This window comes from Ensifer adhaerens, from assembly GCF_002007205.1.
GTDB lineage: Bacteria > Pseudomonadota > Alphaproteobacteria > Rhizobiales > Rhizobiaceae > Ensifer > Ensifer adhaerens_D.
Map to the genome: position 1 here is coordinate 135,401 of NZ_LAZS01000011.1, position 19,178 is coordinate 154,578.

A 19,178-nucleotide genomic window follows, 5' to 3' on the forward strand; every position below is an offset into this window, starting at 1 on the left:
CCGTTGCCTCACGCCGCGGCCCGGCGCTTGCGTCCGGGAATGGCATTGATCAGTTCGCGGGTGTAATCGCTGCGAGGGTTTTCGAAGACGTCGGAAACGGTTCCGCCGTCGACCAGCCGCCCGTCCTTCAGAACCGAAACGGTGTCCGAGATCTGGCGTACCACCGCGAGGTCGTGGGAGACGAAGAGATAGGTGAGCCCGAGGTCGCTCTGCAGTTCGTCCAAAAGGTCGAGAATGCGCGCCTGCACGCTGACATCGAGCGCCGAAACCGCTTCGTCGAGCACAACCAGTTGCGGATCGAGCACCAGTGCCCGAGCGATGGCAACGCGCTGGCGCTGACCACCGGAAAGTGCAAGGGGTCGCCGCCCCAAGGCTTCCTCGGGCAAGCCGACCCGGGCAAGAATCGTCCTTGCCTTTTCCTCGCGATCGGAGCGCCGGAGTCCTAAGAAGTTCGTCAATGGCTCGGTCACGATCTGCAGCACGTTTTGACGCGGGTCCAGGGAGCCGTAGGGGTTCTGGTAAACGAGCTGGACCTTGCGACGGAATTGCCGAAGCCCCTCTCCGGTCAGACCCGAGACGTCGATGCCGTCGATCGCGATCCGGCCGGCCGTCGGCCTGTCGAAACCGACAATGCTACGGATCGTCGTCGTCTTCCCGGATCCCGATTCCCCGACGACCGCATGGGTCGTTCCACGACGGACACGGAAGCTCAGGTCGTCGACGGCGCGCAACGCGGACCCACCACCCTCGCGAACGAATTCGCGAACAAGACCTTCGACGACGACGATATCGTCCGGCGCGCTCGCAATGGATGGCCGAACCGCCGCCAGCCGCAGAGGCGCGGTAAAGGATGGTGCGTCTGCGAGCAGTTGCCTCGTGTAGGGGCTGCGCGGTGCGGCAAGAACGGCGCCTGTTGCGCCCTGCTCCTGGATCCGGCCACCCTTGAGGACAACGATCCGATCGGCCCGGTCGGCGGCGACACCGAGATCATGGGTCACCAGAAGTACGGCCGCGCCGTATTCGGCTCGCAACTCGTCGATGAGATCGAGAATGCGCTTCTGCACCGTGACATCGAGTGCACTCGTCGGTTCGTCGGCGATGATCAACTGCGGCTTCAGCGCGATCGCGATCGCGATCAACACCCTTTGGCGCATGCCACCTGACAATTCATGCGGATATTGCCGCGCCCGAAGCGCCGGCTCGCTCAATCCGACGCGAGCAAGAAGAGAGATCACCCGGGCCTCAATCTCATCCGACCGCAGCGCCCCGTGGATGCGGAAGATCTCGCCGAGCTGCGAGCCGATCGTTTTGACCGGGTTGAGCGAACTTCCCGGATCCTGGGGCACGAGGCTGATCCTGGCGCCGCGCACTGTGTCCAGTTGACGATCCGTCCAGCGGGCAATGTCGGTCCCGTTGAGCCTGATGCTGCCCCGCTCCACCCGGCCATTCGCAGCGAGCAGACCGATGATCGACTGCGCCGTCGTCGTCTTGCCGGAGCCGGATTCGCCGACTAAGGCCACAACCTCGCCCGGATTGATGCGAAACGAAACGTCGTGAACGGCACGGCGCTCGCCGCTGCTGTCAGCGTAGGCAATGCAAAGATTCTCGACCTCGAGAACGGGGGGAAACGGTCCAGGTATGACGGTCATGCTGCGACCTTTCCGAAGGATTGGCTGACGCGATTGGCAGCCAGCACGACGAGGACGACCACGATGCCGGGCGCGGTTGTGAGCCACCAGGCGGTCGAGATGTAGTTGCGCCCCTCGGCGATCAGCAGTCCCCATTCCGGGGTCGGCGGCGGCGCGCCATAGCCGAGAAATCCGAGCGTCGAAATCTGCAGCACGGCCGATCCGAACTGTAGAGCAGCAAAGGCGACGACCGAGGTCAGGGAGTTCGGCAGAACGTGACGCCACAGAACCGACGCAAAGGTTCCGCCGCTGCCGAAGGCGGCCTCGACATAATCGCTGCGACGCACGCGCACCACTTCAGCCCTTGCCAGCCGCGCAAAACCTGCGACCGAGGTGACGCCGACGGCAATTGCCGCATTCACGGTTCCAAAGCCAAGCAGGATGATGATGCTGAGCGAGAGAAGCAGCGGAGGGATCGACAGGAGCACGTCGACGAGGCGCATGATCGCGTCGTCGAGGCGACGCTGCACCGAGCCGGCGATCACGCCAAGAGCCGTGCCGAGGACGAGCCCTAGACCCACGGCCACAAAAGCACCTGTCAGCGAATGAACGGCGCCATGAACGATGCGAGCGTAGAGATCACGCCCGAGCGCGTCGGTTCCCAGGAGATGCTCGGCGCTTGGCCGCTGCAGTTGCTCCCCGCCGACACCTTGAAGCGGGTTGAATGCACTAAAAAGCGAGGGAGCGATGGCCCAGAGGACGACCGTGCCCAGGATAAGCCAGGAAAGGGCTAAACCTACCGGCAGGCGGCGCAGCCGCGAAGCCGCGCTGGAGCGCCGATTGCTTTCGCGCCTTGCATCCGCAACGGCGTCCTCATGAAGCGTTTCGAAGGTCGTCATGCAACGGCTCCCGTTTTTGTCCTGAGCCGTGGATCGAGCACCGGATAGAGCAGGTCCACGGCGAGATTGATGATCACGAAAGCGAGCGCCGACAGCACGACGATCGCCTGAAGCACCGCTGCGTCCTGGCTGCCGACCGCCCGCTCGGTCAGCCCGCCGATGCCGTTCAGCCCGAAGACGGTCTCCGTCACCACGGCTCCGGCAATCAGTTCGCCGAAGAGCACGCCGGCGATCGTCAGCGTCGGAAGCAGCGCGTTCTTCGCGACGTGCCGCCAGAGAACCCAAAGGCGGGTGGCGCCCTTGGCCCGCGCCACGGCGACGAAGGGGCGCGTCATCACCTCATCGATATTGCGAACTAGCACCTGCGCCAGCGGCGCGGAAATCGGCACGGCGAGGGTCACCACGGGCAGGATCAGTTCCTGCCAGGGACCAGGGTTGATGACGGGCACGAGCTTCAGACGGAAGGAGAAGACCTGAATCAGCATGATGCCGAGCCAGAAGGTCGGGATCGAAATGAAAAGCGACGGAACCGACTGTAGAGCGCCACGCAACCAGGCGAATGGCGCGAGACTGGAGAGGAAGGCGATGACCCCCGCCAAGACCGCGGCAAGCAGGAAGCCGAGGGATGCGAGCTTCAGTGTTGCCGGCAGATGCGCGGCAAGCAGGCTTGCAACGGGAACGCCGGCTTGAACCGAATAGCCAAAGTCGCCGGCGAGGAAGTTGCCGATGGTGCGTGCGTATTGCACCGGCACGGGACTATCGACCGCGTAGGAGGCGCGTATTTCTGCGACCTGCTGGGCGGTCAAGCCGAGATCCGGGTTCTGGAACTTTATGAGGATCGCGTCACCGGGCATCGCCTGCAGCAGCACGAAAGAGATCGTGAAAGCGGCCCAAAGCACAAAGAACGCCTGAGCAACGCGGTTGAACAAATAGGCAGACATGATCCGTCCCTCGCGCACGCGGATTTCAGAAACGACGGCCGCCGCGGTTGCGGTGGCCATCGAGCCCATCAGTGTTCGGCAAGCCAGGTGCTGTAGAAGCTCGGCCGCCCGACGGCCTCGAAGGCCACGCCCTGGACGTAGGGCGCACCGGCATAGGCTTGCGGCTCTTCGAAGATCGGGATCGCATAGGCCTGGTCGACGACGTAGTCCTGGATTTCGCCGGCGATCGCGAGACGCTTCTGGCGATCCGGCTCGGAAGCGAGCGCGTCGAGCAGACCGTTCAGCTTCGTGTCGACGAAGCTCTGGACCTTGTCGCTGAGCCCGCCCTTCTGGCGCAGCACGTCGCGGTTCTTCGGATAATACTGGCTCTTGATCACGTCCGGATCGGCGCGGCCGACCATGGCGGGCGATACCGGCGTCTTCAGCGGATCGAGATCATCCACCGTCTTGCTCCCGCTGTCGCCGGCAAGAACGCTCAGCTTGACGCCCACCTTGCCCCATTGCTGGGCGACCAGCTGCAGCGTTTCCTTGTTCTGCGGCTGTGGCAGGGATTCGTAAGCCGTTAGCACGAGTTCCTTGCCGTCCTTCTGGCGCAAGCCGTTGGCGCCGACCGACCAGCCGGCCTCGTCGAGCAGGGCCTTGGCCTTCTCCGGATCGAAGGCGAGCTTGGCCGAGATATCCTTGTAGCCGAGCGCCGACGACGCGATGATCGAGGTCGCCTGCGGGTAGTTGGCTGAAAAGAGCGTGGTGACGATTTCTTTGGTGTCGGTCGCGTGCAGCAGCGCCTGGCGCACCCTGACGTCAGCCACCAGCGGATTATCCGGTCGGAAGACGACGCTGTTGTTCACGCCGCGCGTCGATGGCGCGTAGATCTGGTAGTCCTGGGCTTCGACCTGCTTCTCGTCATAGGCCTGCACCTGCCGGATGAAGTCTGCCTGCCCCGCAAGCAGCGCACCGATGCGCACGCTGTCCTCCCCGGTGATGATGTATTTGATGCCGTCGAGATAGGCGCGACCCTGGTGTTCGAGCTTGGCCGGTCCCCAGTTGTATTCCTCGCGGGCCTTCAGGCTCAGTTCCTTGCCGATCGTCTCGCTCTCGACGACGAACGGGCCGGAACCGATGATCTTCGTCGCGTCGCCGAGTTCTTCGAAGGGCAGAGCCAGCGTGCTGGCCGCGACCAGACCGGAGCCGATCACGGACGTCCCCTGCAGGAACCCCGGCGACGGCTTCTTGAAGTAGAATTTGACCGTCAGCGGATCGACGACTTCGCTGCGCTCGTAGTTGTTGATGACTTCGGAGACCGGTTGCTTCAGGGCTTTGTTGCCAAGGCCGAAGACGTCGTAGTTCCTGGCAACGGCAGCCGCGTCAAGCGGCGAGCCGTCGGAGAACGTCACGCCCGGGCGGATCCTGAACGTGTACTCCGTCGCATCCGCGTTGACCGTCCAGGATTCGGCGATCCAGGGCTCGATCTCGAGCGTCTTCGGGTTCTGATAGGTCAGCTTGTCGGTGATCTGGTTGAGAATGCCGCCGTTCGGATAGAAACCACCCGCCGGCGGGTAGAGGTTGGTATGGGCCTGCTGTTCCAGATAGATCAGCGTTCCGCCTTTGACCGGGTCCGCTGCTTGCGCCTGAGCGCTGCTGAGAGCCAGGCTGGAGGTGGCAAGCGTCGCCAGGGTCAGCGCCAACCGTTTCAATTTCGTGGTCATGAGAGCCTTCCTTCAGAAATCAGGAGGCTATGGTACGGCGGCGGCCGGCATAATCAATTAAATCTAGTAAATTAATATGCTATATGTTTCGACTGAACGGAAAGAAGCATCTAGCGCCTCGCCGCGAGGGAGATAATTGTCCCTTCCCGTATCTTTCCCATCAAATTCGGTGGGAGCGGGGCCGATGGAAGTGTGGAAAGAAACGCGCTGATAACCACCGCCACATACGCGACATGGACGCGTGCTTGATTGCGCGCGGCATTGACAACTATGTCGTCATCCGTTGAAAAATCTTGGCAATTTCTCTGAACCTCCCAAGGATCGTAAGCATCATGGAAAGCAACAAAGTCCTCGTCGTCGGCGGTGCCGGCTACATCGGCTCGCATACGTGCCTCGAACTGGCCAACAAGGGTTTCGAGCCTGTCGTTTACGACAACCTTTCGAACGGCCACGAGGAGTTCGTCAAATGGGGCGTTCTGGAAAAGGGCGATATTCGCGACCGCAAGCGGCTCGACGAGGTGCTCGCACGCCACAAGCCGCGCGCCATCCTGCATTTTGCTGCGATGATCGAGGTCGGTGAATCGGTGAAGGATCCGGTTTCCTTCTACGACAACAATGTCATCGGAACGCTGACATTGCTTTCGGCTGCCCTTGCCGCCGGCGTCGAAGCCTTCGTCTTCTCCTCGACCTGCGCCACCTATGGTCTGCCGGAGAGCGTGCCGATCGACGAACAGCACCGCCAGGCGCCGATCAACCCTTACGGTCGGACGAAATGGGTGTGCGAACAGGCACTGAAGGACTATGGACAGTATAAAGGTCTTCGGTCCGTGATCCTGCGCTACTTCAACGCCGCCGGCGCCGATCCGGAAGGTCGCATCGGCGAGTGGCACGAGCCCGAGACGCATGCCATCCCGCTCGCGATCGACGCGGCCCTTGGCCGGCGGCAGAGCTTCAAGATCTTCGGCACCGACTACGATACGCGCGACGGCACCTGCGTGCGTGACTACATCCACGTGCTCGATCTTGCCGACGCCCATGTGCGCGCGGTCGAACACCTTCTTTCAGGCGGCGACAGCGTCGAGCTCAACCTTGGCACGGGCACCGGCACAACCGTCAAGGAACTGCTGACGGCGATTTCCGAGGTTTCGGGACGCGAATTCCAGGTCGACCTCGTCGACCGACGCGAAGGTGACTCGACCACCCTCGTCGCCAACAACGACAAGGCACGCGACATACTCGGCTGGGTTCCGAAATACGGTCTCACCGATATCACGCGCACAGCCTGGAACTGGCATTCCCGTCGCAATCAGGGCGCTTGAGATCCTGACCAGATCTGGTGCGGCGGTGACCGCCGCGCCAGATGGCTCCGATTTGTCAGCCCGTGTGCTGCACCGGCCTTGAGAAAAAGCCCGACCGCAGCCTCTTGGCCAGCGGCTTCTCGATCAGAATATAGGCGAAAACGCCGAGCGCGGTCCCCGCAACCACCGCCAGCAGCGCCGATGTGAGCGGCCCGATACCCATCATTCCACAAGCCTTGACCACGACCGAAATCGCAAAGGTGTGCCAGAGGTAGATCGAGTAGGATGCATCGCCAAGCATCATTGGCAGCCTGCGGGGGCGGAACCAGCCCTGCGCTTCGAGCGCCAGCGTTCCCAACACGAGCATAACGGCCAAAGGTCCGAGGATGAATTCGTCGAAAGGCAGGCGAAGCACGGCGAGCGCCGCGAATCCTGAAAACGCGATGACGACAAGCGTAAGGCCGGAGAATGCGCCCGACACCCTGCCTCGCAGCCAGAACTCGGCGACGATCATGCCCGCCACGAATTCGAGAATGATCGGCCGCGTATAGGTGACGAAGAGCGCGTTGTCGCTGTCGACAGCAAAGCCGATGGCGACCAGCGCCGAGAAGCAGCCGGCGACCGCGAGCAACCGCCTCGAACGCGGCAACAGCAGTGCGAGGGCGAAGACGGCATAGAAGAACATCTCGTAGTTCAGCGTCCAGCCCTGCACCAGAACCGGCCAGATTTCGCCACTGCTTGGCGAGCGCATGGGAATGAACAAGAGCGAGGCAAGCACATGCGCATTGCTCAAGACGAGATTGGGAAAGAGGCCGGCAAGGCCGCCCATGACCATCACCGCGGTTGCGAGCCAATAGACAGGCGTAATCCTTTGGATGCGATCGCGCAGGAAACTGAGCGGTGACATCGGCCGCCGCTCGCTGATCACCCACATGATGAAGCCGCTGATCACGAAGAAGACATCGACGCCGGCAGCACCGATCGCGAAGTGGTACCCCGTCCGCTCGGCGGCGTGAAAGATGACGACGCCGAGCGCGGCTAAGGCCCGCAGATACTGAATGCCGTAGATCGTCGTCGGGGCGCCGGTCATTGATACCTCAGGCGCAGCGGGATCTCCGACACGGACGGAGGGGGGCGACGATCTTCGACGTCCAACTGCGTGCGTCCTTCCGGCAGAGTTAGTTTTCCGGCGGCGAAATAGAGCAGGAACGACCCGATGTGATAGGGGTTCATGATGTCGATCTCGACGAAGGAACGCACCAGCAACAACAGTGCGATGCCGAAGAGTACGGAGGATTGGGTGTCATGGTCCTGCGTCAACAGCCGCTTCGTATGGCCGAGCACGGTTATCAGCAGGATGCCGGAGAGGAGGACGAGCCCGATCGCGCCGGTCTCCACCATCGCCTCGATAAAGGTGTTGTGGAAATGAAAGCCGGAGCGTGTGGCGATATAGAACTCTTCCCACAAGCGTTCAGGCTCGGAGAAGCCCTGGACCCAATAGGCCTGGTAGCCGACACCGACGAGCGGTGACGACATGGCGGCTTCGATACCCTGCTGCCACAGATAGGTCCGTCCGGTCAGGGTGGAATCTTTGCCGAAAAGCCCGAGGACAAGATCGACGCCACCGCCATAGATGGCCGCAACGGCGATCATGACACCGCAGACGGCGGCGGCAAGGAAGAGACCCTTGCGATGCGCCGGCGACAACAGCCCGACGACCCGCATGCCGAGCCAGAGCCCGAGGATGACCACCGTCGTCAACACCGACGTTGCCGATTGCGAAGCAAAGAGGGAATAGGCTGCCAGCAGTCCGACCAGGGCGGATGCTGCGAACCACAGGCCGCGCTCGCCAAGCGCGATCGGCGCGATGAAGGCAAAATAGATGCCGAGCGAAGCGTAGAAGCCAAGCTGGTTCTTCGAGGCGAAGGCGCCGACGAAACTATAGGTGCCGTCGAGCGGATCGAGGTGATAGACGCCGAAGAGCAGCGAATAGACGAGAACGACGCCGGTCCCGGCGATCGCGCCGCGCACCAGCGTCCTGACGCTGACGACCCGCATGGCAATCAGGGCGCAGACCACGTGGGACAGATACTGCAACCCGGTTCGTGCCGTCATTCCGGGTGCTGCCGACCAGAAGACCGACAGGCAGGCGAAGATCGCAAAGCCAAGGATCCAGAGCCGGACGCCATAGTTGCCGAGCACACGGCGGTAATCGATCAGCACCAGCGGCAGCCACAGGCCGTAGTAAAGCAGGATCGACGCCTGCCCGAAGCGCGAGGAATAGGCGAAGACGAAGAGCGACAGCGCGATCGCAACGGTGCCATAGATACCATTGCGATCGGAAGAAATCAGGCTCGCCTTCGAAATTTTCACAGTCGGTCCTACTGTGTTGCCAGGTTGGCTTCGACCTTGATCACATCACCGGGCAGGACGGGCGTGTTTTCGTCGGCGGCAATCTCCGTCGGCTTGCCGTCGCGCTCGCGCATGATCGAATAGGCGATCGTCGCCTCCGCGGTATTGTCCTTCGATTGCGCGGCTTCCGCCGATTGCAGCAGCGCTTCGGCCATCAGGTCGCGGCTGGTGCCGAGCTTGATCGAAAGCGTGTCGAGTTCAGCTTCGGTGTTCTGCAGGTCCTGCGCCAGTTGCGCGTCCCAATCGTTGCGAAGATTGGTTTCGTCCTGGCCCGCCTTGCTGACATCCTGTTTCGCCTTCAGCGAAGCCGTGTCGATATCGAGAAGAGCAGCCTGCAGTTCAGCCACGCGCTGCTCCAACGACAGCTTGCGCTGGCTGAGAGCAAGGCCCTTTTCGGCGAGGCTCTCGACCTTCTCGCGGTCCTCGACGACGAGTTCGAGCTGGCGATTCTGGGTTTCGGTCTTCTTTGCCAGCGACTGGATTTCGCTTTCGAGCAAGGACTTCAGATCGGCGAGCGACTCCAGCTGCAGCTTCTGCTTCCGGTCGCGCGAGGCCATCAGCGCCGTCTCGTTTGCGAGAAGCTTGTCGATACCGGGGACGCCCTGAAGATCCTTCGGCAGTTCGATCCCGTCCTTTTCGGCAATCTCGGCCTGAAGGCGGGCGCGACGGATCAGCAACCGGTTGCGCTCTGACGTCTGGACGCTCGAATCGCCATGCGCATTGATGTAGTCGCGCGCAAAGCGCTGGCCGCTTTCCGAACGGCGCAATCCGCCGCCAAGGCTCACGGCCTTCAGCACCGTCAGATTGGGGGCGAAAGGATATTCGCCGGGCTTCTGGACCTCACCCGCAAGATAAACCGGGCGGTATTGCGCAAGCTCGACGGAGGCGGACGGCCGATCGCGCAGACCGAAGAGCGTCTGCATCTTCTCACCGATCGCTTCACCAACTTCGGTCGTCGACTTGCCCGCCGCCGGCAGGTCGCCGATGAAGGGCAAAGATAGAGCGCCCGATGGACCGACGGTGTACTCGCCGCTCACAACCGACCAGTCGCGGACGGCCCCTTCTGCGGTCTGCCATTCGGCCACGCGAATTCTCAGCCTATCCATAGTGCCGAGCTGATACTCATCGGCCCAAGCCGGAAAAGCACAAGTGAGCGCCGCGGCGATGAGAACCGCCCGGCGCAGGAAACGGGGTAGCCTGCGCTGTCCGCGCGACATTCCCGACAGATGGTGTTTTTTCATTTGGGCTTCCCGAATGAAGGCGCGCCGTCCCGCAACTGGTCGTGCGGGCCTTCAGGCGCTGGTTCGTCAGTAGCTGCCGCGCGAAAGGCAAACGGCGGGAATGGTTCTGACGACGATGGAGAAGTCGCTCAGCAGCGACCAGTTCTGAACGTATTGGGTATCGAACGCGATACGGGTTGCGTAGGAAACGTCGTTGCGTCCGCTGATCTGCCAAAGGCCGGTAAGGCCGGGACGAGATTGCAGATAGTAGACGGCGGCGCTGTCGTAGATCTCCAGTTCGTCCTCCACCACCGGGCGCGGACCAACGATGCTCATTTCCCCGCGCAGGATGTTGACGAGCTGTGGCAGCTCGTCAAGGCTCAGTTTGCGCAGGACGCTACCGACGACCGTGACACGCGGGTCATCCTGCAGTTTGCGCGTCGCGCGCCATTCCTCGTAGGCGGCCGGATTCGCCTTGAGATGGTCGTGCAAAATCCGGTCTCCATCAGGGCGCATCGTGCGGAACTTGAGGCACCGGAACGATTTGCCGTTATGGCCGACGCGGCGGTGGCCATAGAAGATGCTGCCGCCGTCGGAAAACTTGACGAGCGCCATGAGCATCAGGAACAGCGGGCTCAGGAAGACGAGAGCCAGGGAAGCGGCAAGCATATCGAAGCCACGCTTCGAAACACCGCCCACAGGCGGAACGGCCGCAGACTCTGCGGCACTGAAAAACGGCGAATTGGCCGATCTGGTCGCAGACTTCATAGAGGTGACTCCATTTACGTTTGGCGATTGGTCGGTCTCCCCAGAAGGGGCCCACAGCCCACACAGGGGCGCGCTCATCGTGAGTAATGAACGTCCGGTAAGGATTTGCTTTTTGAAGGCGAAATAAAGGCGAGTATCCCGGCAGGGGCCAAAATGCGTATATCACCACTTTCGAATATGAAATATTTCTCGTGACGAAAGCCGTTCTATTATTGCGAGAAAAAGTATCACGTCGCTCGCATCCTTGTATTGTTCTTGGAGATCGGAATTACATTTAGGGACAGGTGACGATATCTTCACAGGCCGATGTTTTCCTTGAGCTTCCGCAACGAGATTTTCCGGGCACCAAAGTTATCGGTGGCCCGTATTCTGCAAATTATGCTGCAATGCACCAAGTCTTTGCGGCGCACACAAAGCCCGCCTTCATCGTTCAAACTTGTAATAAAAGTTGATCGGCACGCTGGTGCGGCGGCAACCATCGGGCGACGCACAGACCGCGTCCCGACGGGGAAGTGGAAAATTGGCTTCCAGGCGCACGCACGGTTCACAGGCGCCCTTGAACTCAATCAACTGAATTTGATTCGTTCGTCACTGCTCGAAACGCGACATAAAGATTTGCCTGCTTGGATGGACCGAAGCGGCGGCCATTGCCGGTTGCAGGCGATGTCCGTCGCCAATATATTAAGATCTGCAGAGGAAAGGCCAGTTTGTGATGACGTCCGCGACGATAGAACCGATTGCGAGTTAGTGCCATGTATGCACCACGCGTCTTCGTGAGTATGATCGGCGCCCTAACGGTTTTTGCTGTCGTCACCTATTTCCTCAATGGCTCGCTCACATCCACGCTGATCCAGACGGCGATCTGCGCAATCCTGATCCAGATCGGCTACTTCCTGGCCGTCGTCTTCCTGATCTGGCGGAAGGCGCGCGAGCGTGGAAAAAAGACGGCCGAAGTGCTGCAATCGGCCAATGACGACAAGCCGGGCAGCAACACCCACCGCCTGGACCGCCCCGGCCACTTCAATCGTTGACCGCACATCGGGGGCGAACCTGCCTCCCCGTCCTCCAAAAAAATCTTGTTTGACGCGGTTGCGACACGATCGCCCTGCATGGTGCGCCCGTTACGGCAGGATTCCATGCCGGCACTGCATGATTACCCGGATTGTCGATGACCCGGCGTCGTCATGCAGCGATCGAGAACTGGTGCAGTCCACTCGGCCGTAAGCGCCGAACTGCCCGCGAGATACGATACTGGAGGCCCTCATGACCACAGTCGCCCGGACAGACGTCTGCGTCATCATTGCTGCAAAGAATGCCGAGGCGACCATCGCCCGCGCAGTCGCGTCGGCGCTGACCGAACCCGAAACCGCCGAAGTTATCGTCGTGGATGACGGCTCCACCGATCAGACGGCCGCTGCAGTGCGGTCTGCCGACGATCACAGCGGACGGCTGACGATCGCACGCTTTGACACCAATCGCGGTCCGGCAGCGGCCCGCAATCACGCGATTGCCATCAGCCGCTCCCCGGTCCTCGCGATCCTCGACGCGGACGATTTCTTCCTGCCGGGCAGGCTCGGACGGCTGCTTTCCGAAAAAGACTGGGATTTCATCGCCGACAACATCGCCTTCATGGGCGAGGCCGCAGCGACGGGTGTGGCACCAAGGATCGATGACTTCCCACCACGGCCGCGCCTTCTCGGCCTCATTGATTTCGTCGAGGGCAATATTTCGCGGCAGGGCGTGAAACGCGGCGAGATCGGCTTTCTAAAGCCGCTGATGCGGCGCCGCTTCCTGGACGAGCACGGCATCCGCTATCAGGAGACGCTTCGGCTGGGGGAAGACTACGACCTCTATCTGCGCGCCCTGGCAAAAGGCGCACGCTACAAGGTCATTCAAAGCTGCGGCTATGCGGCGATCGTGCGCGGCAATTCGCTGAGCGGCAGCCACCGGACCGAGGATCTCAAGCGTCTCTACGAGGCCGACCGCGTGATCCTGGCGGCAAACGACCTCGAAGGTGAAGCAGCAGCTGCCGTGCGGCGGCATGAACGCCATGTGCGTGGCCGCTACCAGCACCGCCACTTTCTCGACCTGAAGAAGGAGCGCGGCGCAATGGCTGCGATCGGTTACCTCATGCGGCGCCCCGGCGCCGCGCCGGCCGTCACCGCCGGTATCCTTGCCGACAAGACGGAGCGCTTCAGGCCGCGCACGGATGCGGCGCCGACCGGTGGGGCGGCGGCCGTGCGCTACCTTCTGCCCGTCAGCGCGGAGCGCGCGCGCTAGCAGCAAGCGTGGCGGCGTCGCCGCCACGTCGAACCATCGCGAGCGGAAACGCTCCGGCATCTTGTCCGGAGCGTCGTTTGTCACTTCCTAGAAGTAGGCGCGCCGCACGGCGGCCAGCGCATGCTGGAAGCGTTCCTTGCGTTCGGCGAGCCGGCTGTCGCTGCTCAATTGCGGCTCTGCCCGGGTGGCCTGCCAAAGCGCAAGCGTCGATGGCGCCGCAAGAACCTGCTTGGCCGCGCTGCGCAGGAACGTCTGACGCGGCTCTCTGGCTGCGACGATCACCTCGTCGTCAGCGGACCGCAGGTTCACAGCCTCCGGCACGGTCTGCGCCTCGAAGCCCATGCCCCAGAAACGCGCGCCCTTGATCATGGCTTCGGTGCGACTGGAGACCGGCACATGGCGGGGACGGTATTCGACGCCGACCGTTTTTGCCCAGTCGTTCCACTTGAAGCTGTTGATGCTGTCCGACGTCGTCACCGCCACCCAAGGAATACGGAATGCATCGGCGAGAATCGCTCCGTGCATCGATTCGGCGACGATAAACTCCGATTGCGCGATCTCGCGGATCACGCTCTTGGCCTCGCTGCGCGGGTCGATGTAGTGCAGGCCGACGGTGCCGCAGGTGACGGGCCACATGCCGGCGATCGCACTTTCCCAGTGGGGAATGAAACTGCGCTTGTATAGCTTGGGCAGGTTCTGGAACTCGGGCATGTCGGCGACCATGACCGCGGGATCGACGATCCCGCGCTCCGGCGCAAGGCCGATCTTTTCGGCGGTCAACGGGCCGCGCACGCAGCGAAGGTCCCATTCGGCGGCATCCCGCATGTCCGGCAAGGTGCCGTAACCGAACCCGCTGCCGATGACGAGCTTGCGGACGCCATCGGGCAAAAGCGCGCGGTTGAGCACGGTGCCGACGCCGACGAGGAGGATGTCGTCATGGACATCGCGAAAATCCGGCAGCAGGAAGTCCCAAAGCCAGAGGTTGAGGTCGTCGCCGAAATTGCCGTGTTGAGATTCCCAGTAATAGGGCTGCATGGGCGGTCCCTTCTTTCAGAATGCGAGATAAGTTCGATGCCGCGCCTGGCGGGCTTGTTCTTCCTCCAAAATGGAGTTTCTGTCCGGATCAGCGTGAACGGGAAAACTTGCCGACGGCAAGTTCGAATGCGCTTTGCAACAGCTTGGGATCGCGCAGGACCCAACGCGCCAGCAGTCGAAACTGCGGCGACTTGCGCCGCTTCAGCCGGCGCGCCTGGCTCCAGAGCGCCTGGCGTCGGGCCGTATGCTGGTAAGACTGGATCGACGCGACGGCCGACGGCTTGCGAGAGAGCCGATGTTCCAGCGTTTCGAGGGCAACGAAGGTGTTGAACTGCTGCTGAAGGAACTGCGGCGAATCGTTGTCGATCGAGTGGAAGATGTTGATGCCCTCCCCGCGCACGGCACCGGCCGCATCGCAAAGCACGACACGATTTGCGGCGAGAATGCAGTCGCAGAAGAACAGCACGTCCTCGGCCGCGAGACGCAGTTCGGCGTCAAAGCGCACCGTCTCGAAAAGCCTGCGACCTATTACCATGCAGGAGAGATGCAGGAAGCTCCAGTTCCGCAGCATGACGTTGGAAAGATCGGGAATTTCGACGACCAGCGGGCTTTCCTGCAGGCGCACGACCGTATCGCTTGCTTCGAGATCGGCGACGCCGAAATGGTAGTAGAACGCCTCGCCGCCTGTTATCGACGCCCAGTAGCAGTCGGCACCAAAGCGGCTCATGCTGTCGACGGCATTCTGGAGATGATCGGTGGTCCAGATGTCGTCGGAATCGAGGAACGCGGCGAATGCCGAATCGGCCGGAACGTTGTCGAGCCCGGTGTTGCGCGCGCCGCCTGGACCTTTGTTGTCCTGCCGGATCACCGTCACACGCGCCCGCTCGCCATCGGCAAGCGGCCTCAACTCCTCGTCGATCGAGTAGGGAGATTGATCGTCTATCACCAGGACATGGAAGTCTTGATAGCTCTGGGCAAAGACGGACGCGAGCGCGCGCCGAAGAATACCCGGCTCCTTCTGGTAGTAGGGAATAATAACAGTCAGCTTCGCCATCTTTTCGCCCCTGCGGTTTCTCTAAAAGAGTATTTCGTGGTCTCCTCCCACCGGGTCGCGACCTCAAATCTAGCGCTTGCCCTTTGTCGGAAATCCTTCAAAGGCATCACGGGATGCTCACATGCCTTCAAACGTAAACGCCAAGTCTGTGACTCGGAACGTCGGCTGGAGCGTCCTTTCAAAGACAGGCACATTCGGGCTGAAGTTTGTCACCGTGCCGATTCTTGCCCGTATCCTGACGCCCGAGGAGTTCGGAACGGTCGCCGTCGCGCTCACCGTCGTGCAGTTTCTGGCGATGATCGGTGGCGCCGGTCTTGCCTCCGCTCTGATCATCCAGCGCGACGAGGACATGGAACTCATCCACTCCGCTTTCTGGGCCAACCTGGTGGTTTCGCTGATGATGGCGCTTGGGCTTTTCGTCTTTGCCGGACCGCTGGCGAGCCTGCTCGGCGCACCGGAGGCAAGCCATCTGCTCCAGATCATGAGCCTGCTCATCCCGTTGCAGCTTGCCGGCGATGTTGCCTATTCACTGCTTGCCCGGCGGATGAATTTCAGCAAGGACGCGGTCTGGACCATGCTCTCCGAAATCCTCGGTGCGCTCGTCGCCGTCGGCGCAGCACTTCTCGGCTTCGGGGTATGGTCGCTGCTTGCGCAGCTTTTCGTTTCCGCGTTCATCCGCTTGGCTGGCCTCTACGCCGTATCCGGATACGTTCCACGTTTCGTGTTTTCGGCGCGGCGCGTCCTTTCGCTCTGCCACTTCAGCTTCGGCATGATGGGCTCCGAGATCGCCAACTTCGTCACCTTCCAGTCGCCGATGGTCGTCATCAGCCGTTATCTCGGCCTTTCGGATGCCGGCGCCTATTCGGCGGCGAACCGCTTTTCCAGCATTCCGAACCAGATCGTCCTTTCAGCAGTCATGGGCGTTCTTTTTCCCGCCTTCAGCCATATGGGCGAGGATCGGGAGCGGCGATCGCAAGCGCTGATGCTCAGCACGCAGGTCACCACCGTGCTGCTCGCGCCAATGATGTTCGGCCTCTGGGCGCTTGCCGAACCGGCGATGCTCGTGCTCTTCGGCCAGCAATGGGCCTCAGCCTGGCCGGTGCTCGGCTTGCTCGCCCTGTCGAAGGGCCTGCTGACACCCTGCAGCACCTACATTCCCTATCTCAAGGGTATCGGCCAGGGCACGACCCTCTTCTGGTGGGCGGTGATCCGGGCAATCGCCACCACCGCCGCCGTCGCCTATGCCGCGATCGGGGGATCGCTCGTCGAAGCGATGATCGCGCTCTGCCTCGTGAACCTAGCAACGCTTGTCGGCTATTCCTGGGTTGTATTTCGCGCCGACCAGCTGCCCTTCCTGCGCGGGTTCCTGATTTCGGTGAGGCCGCTGGTCTCGGCTTTCATCATGGCTGTCGTCGTAAGGCTGCTGCTGGACCACTACGGCGCGCTTCTTCCAAGCGCGGTGCTCCAGGTTCTTGTTGGCGCCGCGATCGGTGCCCTGATCTATCTGGTGCTGGTACTCGTTACCGAACGGTCGCTGTTGGCAAAGCTCACCGATATGGTTCGTTCCCGCGGTGCTTCGAGCTCGATGCCGGCCGCCGCCGAGTAACGGCTGGAATAGCGCTAAAGACTGCCCCACCCTTGCCGCATTTCGGCGAGGAATGAGATCCGCGGCATTGTCTCAACTGAAAAACAGAAGAAAAAACGCACAACTTTTCGGCGATTCATATGCGCTCCGACAAGCAGAAGCATCAGAAAATCAGCGGCCGTTAATATTCCGCAACTGACGCCCAGGTCATGGTTTTTTTCCCGCCCGCGCGAGCGGATAGGCCTATTTTCCTAGTATTGCCGCAATTTCTAATATTGCACCGCAGCAAACCAAGGCCGATTCGTTTGCTGCGGCGCCATATTTTGATCCGTGCCCGAGCCTAATCTTCTGGGTGCGGGCTCTGGTCTGCTCTGTTGAAACGGCCGCTTCTAAACGCGCTGCCAGATGGGGGTGACGGATATCGTTGATGTGAACGCGAATATCTCCTCGCGGATCAATCTGATGCGCATCGTGCTGATCTCAGGCATTGTCTTCGTGCATGTGCCTTATGATCCGGCCACCAGTCCGTATGTCGGCACCTATGGCGGCATCGACTGGTTGCGCATTTTCCTGGGCGACAGCCTCTTCCGTGTCGGCGTCCCCTGCCTCAGCGCGATCTCCGGTTATCTGTTGTTCCGTCGCGGCTTCGACGACTTCGACTATGGCAAGACACTGAAGACCAAGGCTCGGACAGTGCTTTTGCCATTCCTGTTGTGGAACCTGGCGTTTCTCGCGCTGGTTTTCGTCGCGCAGAGCAAGGACATCAGTTCCGGCTATCTGCCCGAGATCGTCGGAGCCAGCCCCAGAGAGTGGCTGAGCGTTGCCTTCGCGCTCGAGGATCTGCCGATCAATCTGCCGCTCTATTTTCTGCGCGATCTCCTGCTCTGCATCGTTCTTTCGCCAGCGCTCGCCTGGCTGATCAAGCGCTATCCGGCCCAGACGCTCGCCGTCCTCTTCGCCTATGCGGTGCTGCCCGTTCCGAACGGCATCTTTTTGAAGAAGTCGATCCTCTTCGGGTTTAGCGCCGGCATCTACATGAGCCTGCATCGCATCGATGTCCGCAGCTTCGATCGCTTTTCCTGGCCGATTACCATCGCGTTCTTGAGCGCAGCCGTGCTCCTGTCCATCCTGCTCTATCAGTTTGGCCCGAACTTTCCGGTGTGGCTCGAAATGCTGCGCAGCCTGATTGCGATTTCCGGCATCGTCGGTTCCTGGGCGGTTTCGGCACTTCTCGTCCGAACCAACATCGGCGCTCAACTTTCGCGCGGCAGCGGTCTCAGCTTCTGGATCTTTTGCACGCACTTTCCGCTGCTCGTGCTCTTCTGGATGATCTGGAACCGCTCGGACATTGGCTACTATCCGGCGTTCTACTGCGCGGTTCCGCTCATCACGATCGCCTTGCTCGCGGGCGCCTACGCTCTTTCCGCGCGCTGGCTGCCAGCCCTCACCGCCATTCTCACCGGCAGCCGGACCGGCTCCGCCCGCGACATGCGTGCGCGGACAGGGGCTGTTCGCGCCGGTCCCTCCCCCCAGCAAAGGACCTGACCATGAGATCGAAACGACCTCACCGCCTCGCCCTGCTCACCCTTGTCGCCGTCGGCCTTGCCGGTCCGGCCCTGGCCGAAGAGACCACGACGGGTGCGTCTTTCATCGACAACTTCGATACACTCGACACCGCCGTCTGGTACGTCTCGGACGGCTGGAACAATGGCGCGCATCAGAATTGCACCTGGTCGAAGAAACAGGCCAAGGTCGCCAACGGCATCGCCGAACTGACGTTTACCGAAGGAAAACTCGGCGAGCGCAATTACGCCTGCGGCGAAATCCAGACGCGCAAGCGCTTCAGCTATGGCACCTACGAGGCGCGGATCAAGACGGCCGACGGCTCGGGGCTCAACTCCGCCTTCTTCACCTATATCGGGCCGGCCGACAAAAAGCCGCATGACGAGATCGATTTCGAAGTGCTCGGCAAGAACCCGGCAAAGGTTCAGATCAACCAATACGTCTCCGCCAAGGGCGGCAACGAGAAGCTGGTCGACGTGCCGGGAGGCGCCAACCAGGGCTTCAACGACTACGCTTTCGTCTGGGAGAAGGAGCGCATTCGCTATTACGTAAATGGCGAGCTGGTCCACGAGGTCACCGACCCAGCGAAGATCCCGCCTAATCCGCAGAAGATTTTCTTCAGCCTTTGGGGAACCGATACCCTGTCGGATTGGATGGGCGCCTTTGCCTACAAGGGCCCCTCGATGATGCAGGTCGACCGGGTCGCTTTCACCGCGCCGGGAGACGAGTGCCAGTTCCCCGAGTCGATTGCCTGCAAAACGAACTAGCCGACGATCGGGAGCCGCGCCA

16 protein-coding genes are annotated in these 19,178 nt (G+C 61.5%); 6 read left to right on the forward strand and 10 right to left on the reverse strand.

Annotation, left to right across the window (positions count from 1 at the left end; all coding sequences use genetic code 11):
* Nucleotides 1-8: 8 nt before the first annotated feature.
* The 4 genes from XB14_RS24275 to XB14_RS24290 form a co-directional block, all read right to left on the reverse strand.
* Entirely contained in the window at nt 9-1,649 is a 1,641-nt protein-coding gene (locus XB14_RS24275) for a dipeptide ABC transporter ATP-binding protein (protein ID WP_077965105.1), read from the reverse strand.
* Nucleotides 1,646-2,527 (reverse strand): ABC transporter permease, encoded by an 882-nt coding sequence (locus XB14_RS24280; protein WP_077965106.1) that lies wholly within the window; start codon nt 2,525-2,527, stop codon nt 1,646-1,648. Before XB14_RS24280 ends, XB14_RS24275 begins: the two co-directional genes overlap by 4 nt.
* Nucleotides 2,524-3,468: an ABC transporter permease gene (locus tag XB14_RS24285; protein ID WP_077965431.1), complete on the reverse strand. Its 945-nt coding sequence runs from the start codon at nt 3,466-3,468 to the stop codon at nt 2,524-2,526. The genes XB14_RS24280 and XB14_RS24285 overlap by 4 nt, the downstream gene beginning before the upstream one ends.
* A gap of 68 nt (nt 3,469-3,536) precedes the next feature.
* On the reverse strand, nt 3,537-5,174 hold the full coding sequence (locus tag XB14_RS24290) for a TIGR04028 family ABC transporter substrate-binding protein (protein WP_077965107.1): 1,638 nt from the start codon (nt 5,172-5,174) through the stop codon (nt 3,537-3,539).
* Between the two features lie 332 nt (nt 5,175-5,506).
* On the opposite strand from XB14_RS24290, the gene galE reads away from it, so the two are divergent.
* Complete coding sequence (gene galE, locus XB14_RS24295; protein WP_077965108.1) at nt 5,507-6,493, forward strand: UDP-glucose 4-epimerase GalE; 987 nt, start codon at nt 5,507-5,509, stop codon at nt 6,491-6,493.
* 55 nt (nt 6,494-6,548) lie between these two features.
* Here the strand turns inward: galE and XB14_RS24300 are convergent, their stop codons facing one another.
* The 4 genes from XB14_RS24300 to XB14_RS24315 all read right to left on the reverse strand — a co-directional run bounded on the left by XB14_RS24300 (nt 6,549) and on the right by XB14_RS24315 (nt 10,872).
* A complete protein-coding gene (locus XB14_RS24300; RefSeq protein ID WP_077965116.1) occupies nt 6,549-7,562 on the reverse strand; it encodes an acyltransferase family protein in 1,014 nt (337 codons plus the stop codon).
* Nucleotides 7,559-8,845: an O-antigen ligase family protein gene (locus tag XB14_RS24305; protein ID WP_077965119.1), complete on the reverse strand. Its 1,287-nt coding sequence runs from the start codon at nt 8,843-8,845 to the stop codon at nt 7,559-7,561. Before XB14_RS24305 ends, XB14_RS24300 begins: the two co-directional genes overlap by 4 nt.
* A gap of 8 nt (nt 8,846-8,853) precedes the next feature.
* On the reverse strand, nt 8,854-10,125 hold the full coding sequence (locus XB14_RS24310; RefSeq protein WP_077965121.1) for a polysaccharide biosynthesis/export family protein: 1,272 nt from the start codon (nt 10,123-10,125) through the stop codon (nt 8,854-8,856).
* 66 nt (nt 10,126-10,191) lie between these two features.
* Nucleotides 10,192-10,872 (reverse strand): sugar transferase, encoded by a 681-nt coding sequence (locus XB14_RS24315; protein ID WP_077965123.1) that lies wholly within the window; start codon nt 10,870-10,872, stop codon nt 10,192-10,194.
* A 752-nt stretch (nt 10,873-11,624) separates the two neighbouring features.
* Here XB14_RS24315 and XB14_RS24320 point away from each other — a divergent pair.
* Both XB14_RS24320 and XB14_RS24325 read left to right on the forward strand, forming a co-directional pair.
* Entirely contained in the window at nt 11,625-11,903 is a 279-nt protein-coding gene (locus XB14_RS24320) for an exopolysaccharide production repressor protein (protein ID WP_077965126.1), read from the forward strand.
* Nucleotides 11,904-12,135: 232 nt separating this feature from the next.
* A complete protein-coding gene (locus tag XB14_RS24325) occupies nt 12,136-13,152 on the forward strand; it encodes a glycosyltransferase family 2 protein (RefSeq protein ID WP_077965128.1) in 1,017 nt (338 codons plus the stop codon).
* Between the two features lie 87 nt (nt 13,153-13,239).
* Here the strand turns inward: XB14_RS24325 and XB14_RS24330 are convergent, their stop codons facing one another.
* Entirely contained in the window at nt 13,240-14,187 is a 948-nt protein-coding gene (locus tag XB14_RS24330) for a polysaccharide pyruvyl transferase family protein (protein ID WP_077965130.1), read from the reverse strand.
* A gap of 88 nt (nt 14,188-14,275) precedes the next feature.
* Entirely contained in the window at nt 14,276-15,241 is a 966-nt protein-coding gene (locus XB14_RS24335) for a glycosyltransferase family 2 protein (RefSeq protein ID WP_077965132.1), read from the reverse strand.
* A gap of 121 nt (nt 15,242-15,362) precedes the next feature.
* Here XB14_RS24335 and XB14_RS24340 point away from each other — a divergent pair, with 121 nt between their 5' ends.
* The 3 genes from XB14_RS24340 (at nt 15,363) to XB14_RS24350 (ending at nt 19,156) form a co-directional block, all read left to right on the forward strand.
* Nucleotides 15,363-16,847, forward strand: coding sequence for a lipopolysaccharide biosynthesis protein (locus XB14_RS24340; protein WP_077965141.1), 1,485 nt, complete (start codon nt 15,363-15,365; stop codon nt 16,845-16,847).
* 408 nt (nt 16,848-17,255) lie between these two features.
* Nucleotides 17,256-18,371: an acyltransferase family protein gene (locus XB14_RS24345; protein ID WP_143348521.1), complete on the forward strand. Its 1,116-nt coding sequence runs from the start codon at nt 17,256-17,258 to the stop codon at nt 18,369-18,371.
* 2 nt (nt 18,372-18,373) lie between these two features.
* Nucleotides 18,374-19,156 (forward strand): glycoside hydrolase family 16 protein, encoded by a 783-nt coding sequence (locus XB14_RS24350; RefSeq protein WP_077965145.1) that lies wholly within the window; start codon nt 18,374-18,376, stop codon nt 19,154-19,156.
* Nucleotides 19,157-19,178: the final 22 nt, after the last annotated feature.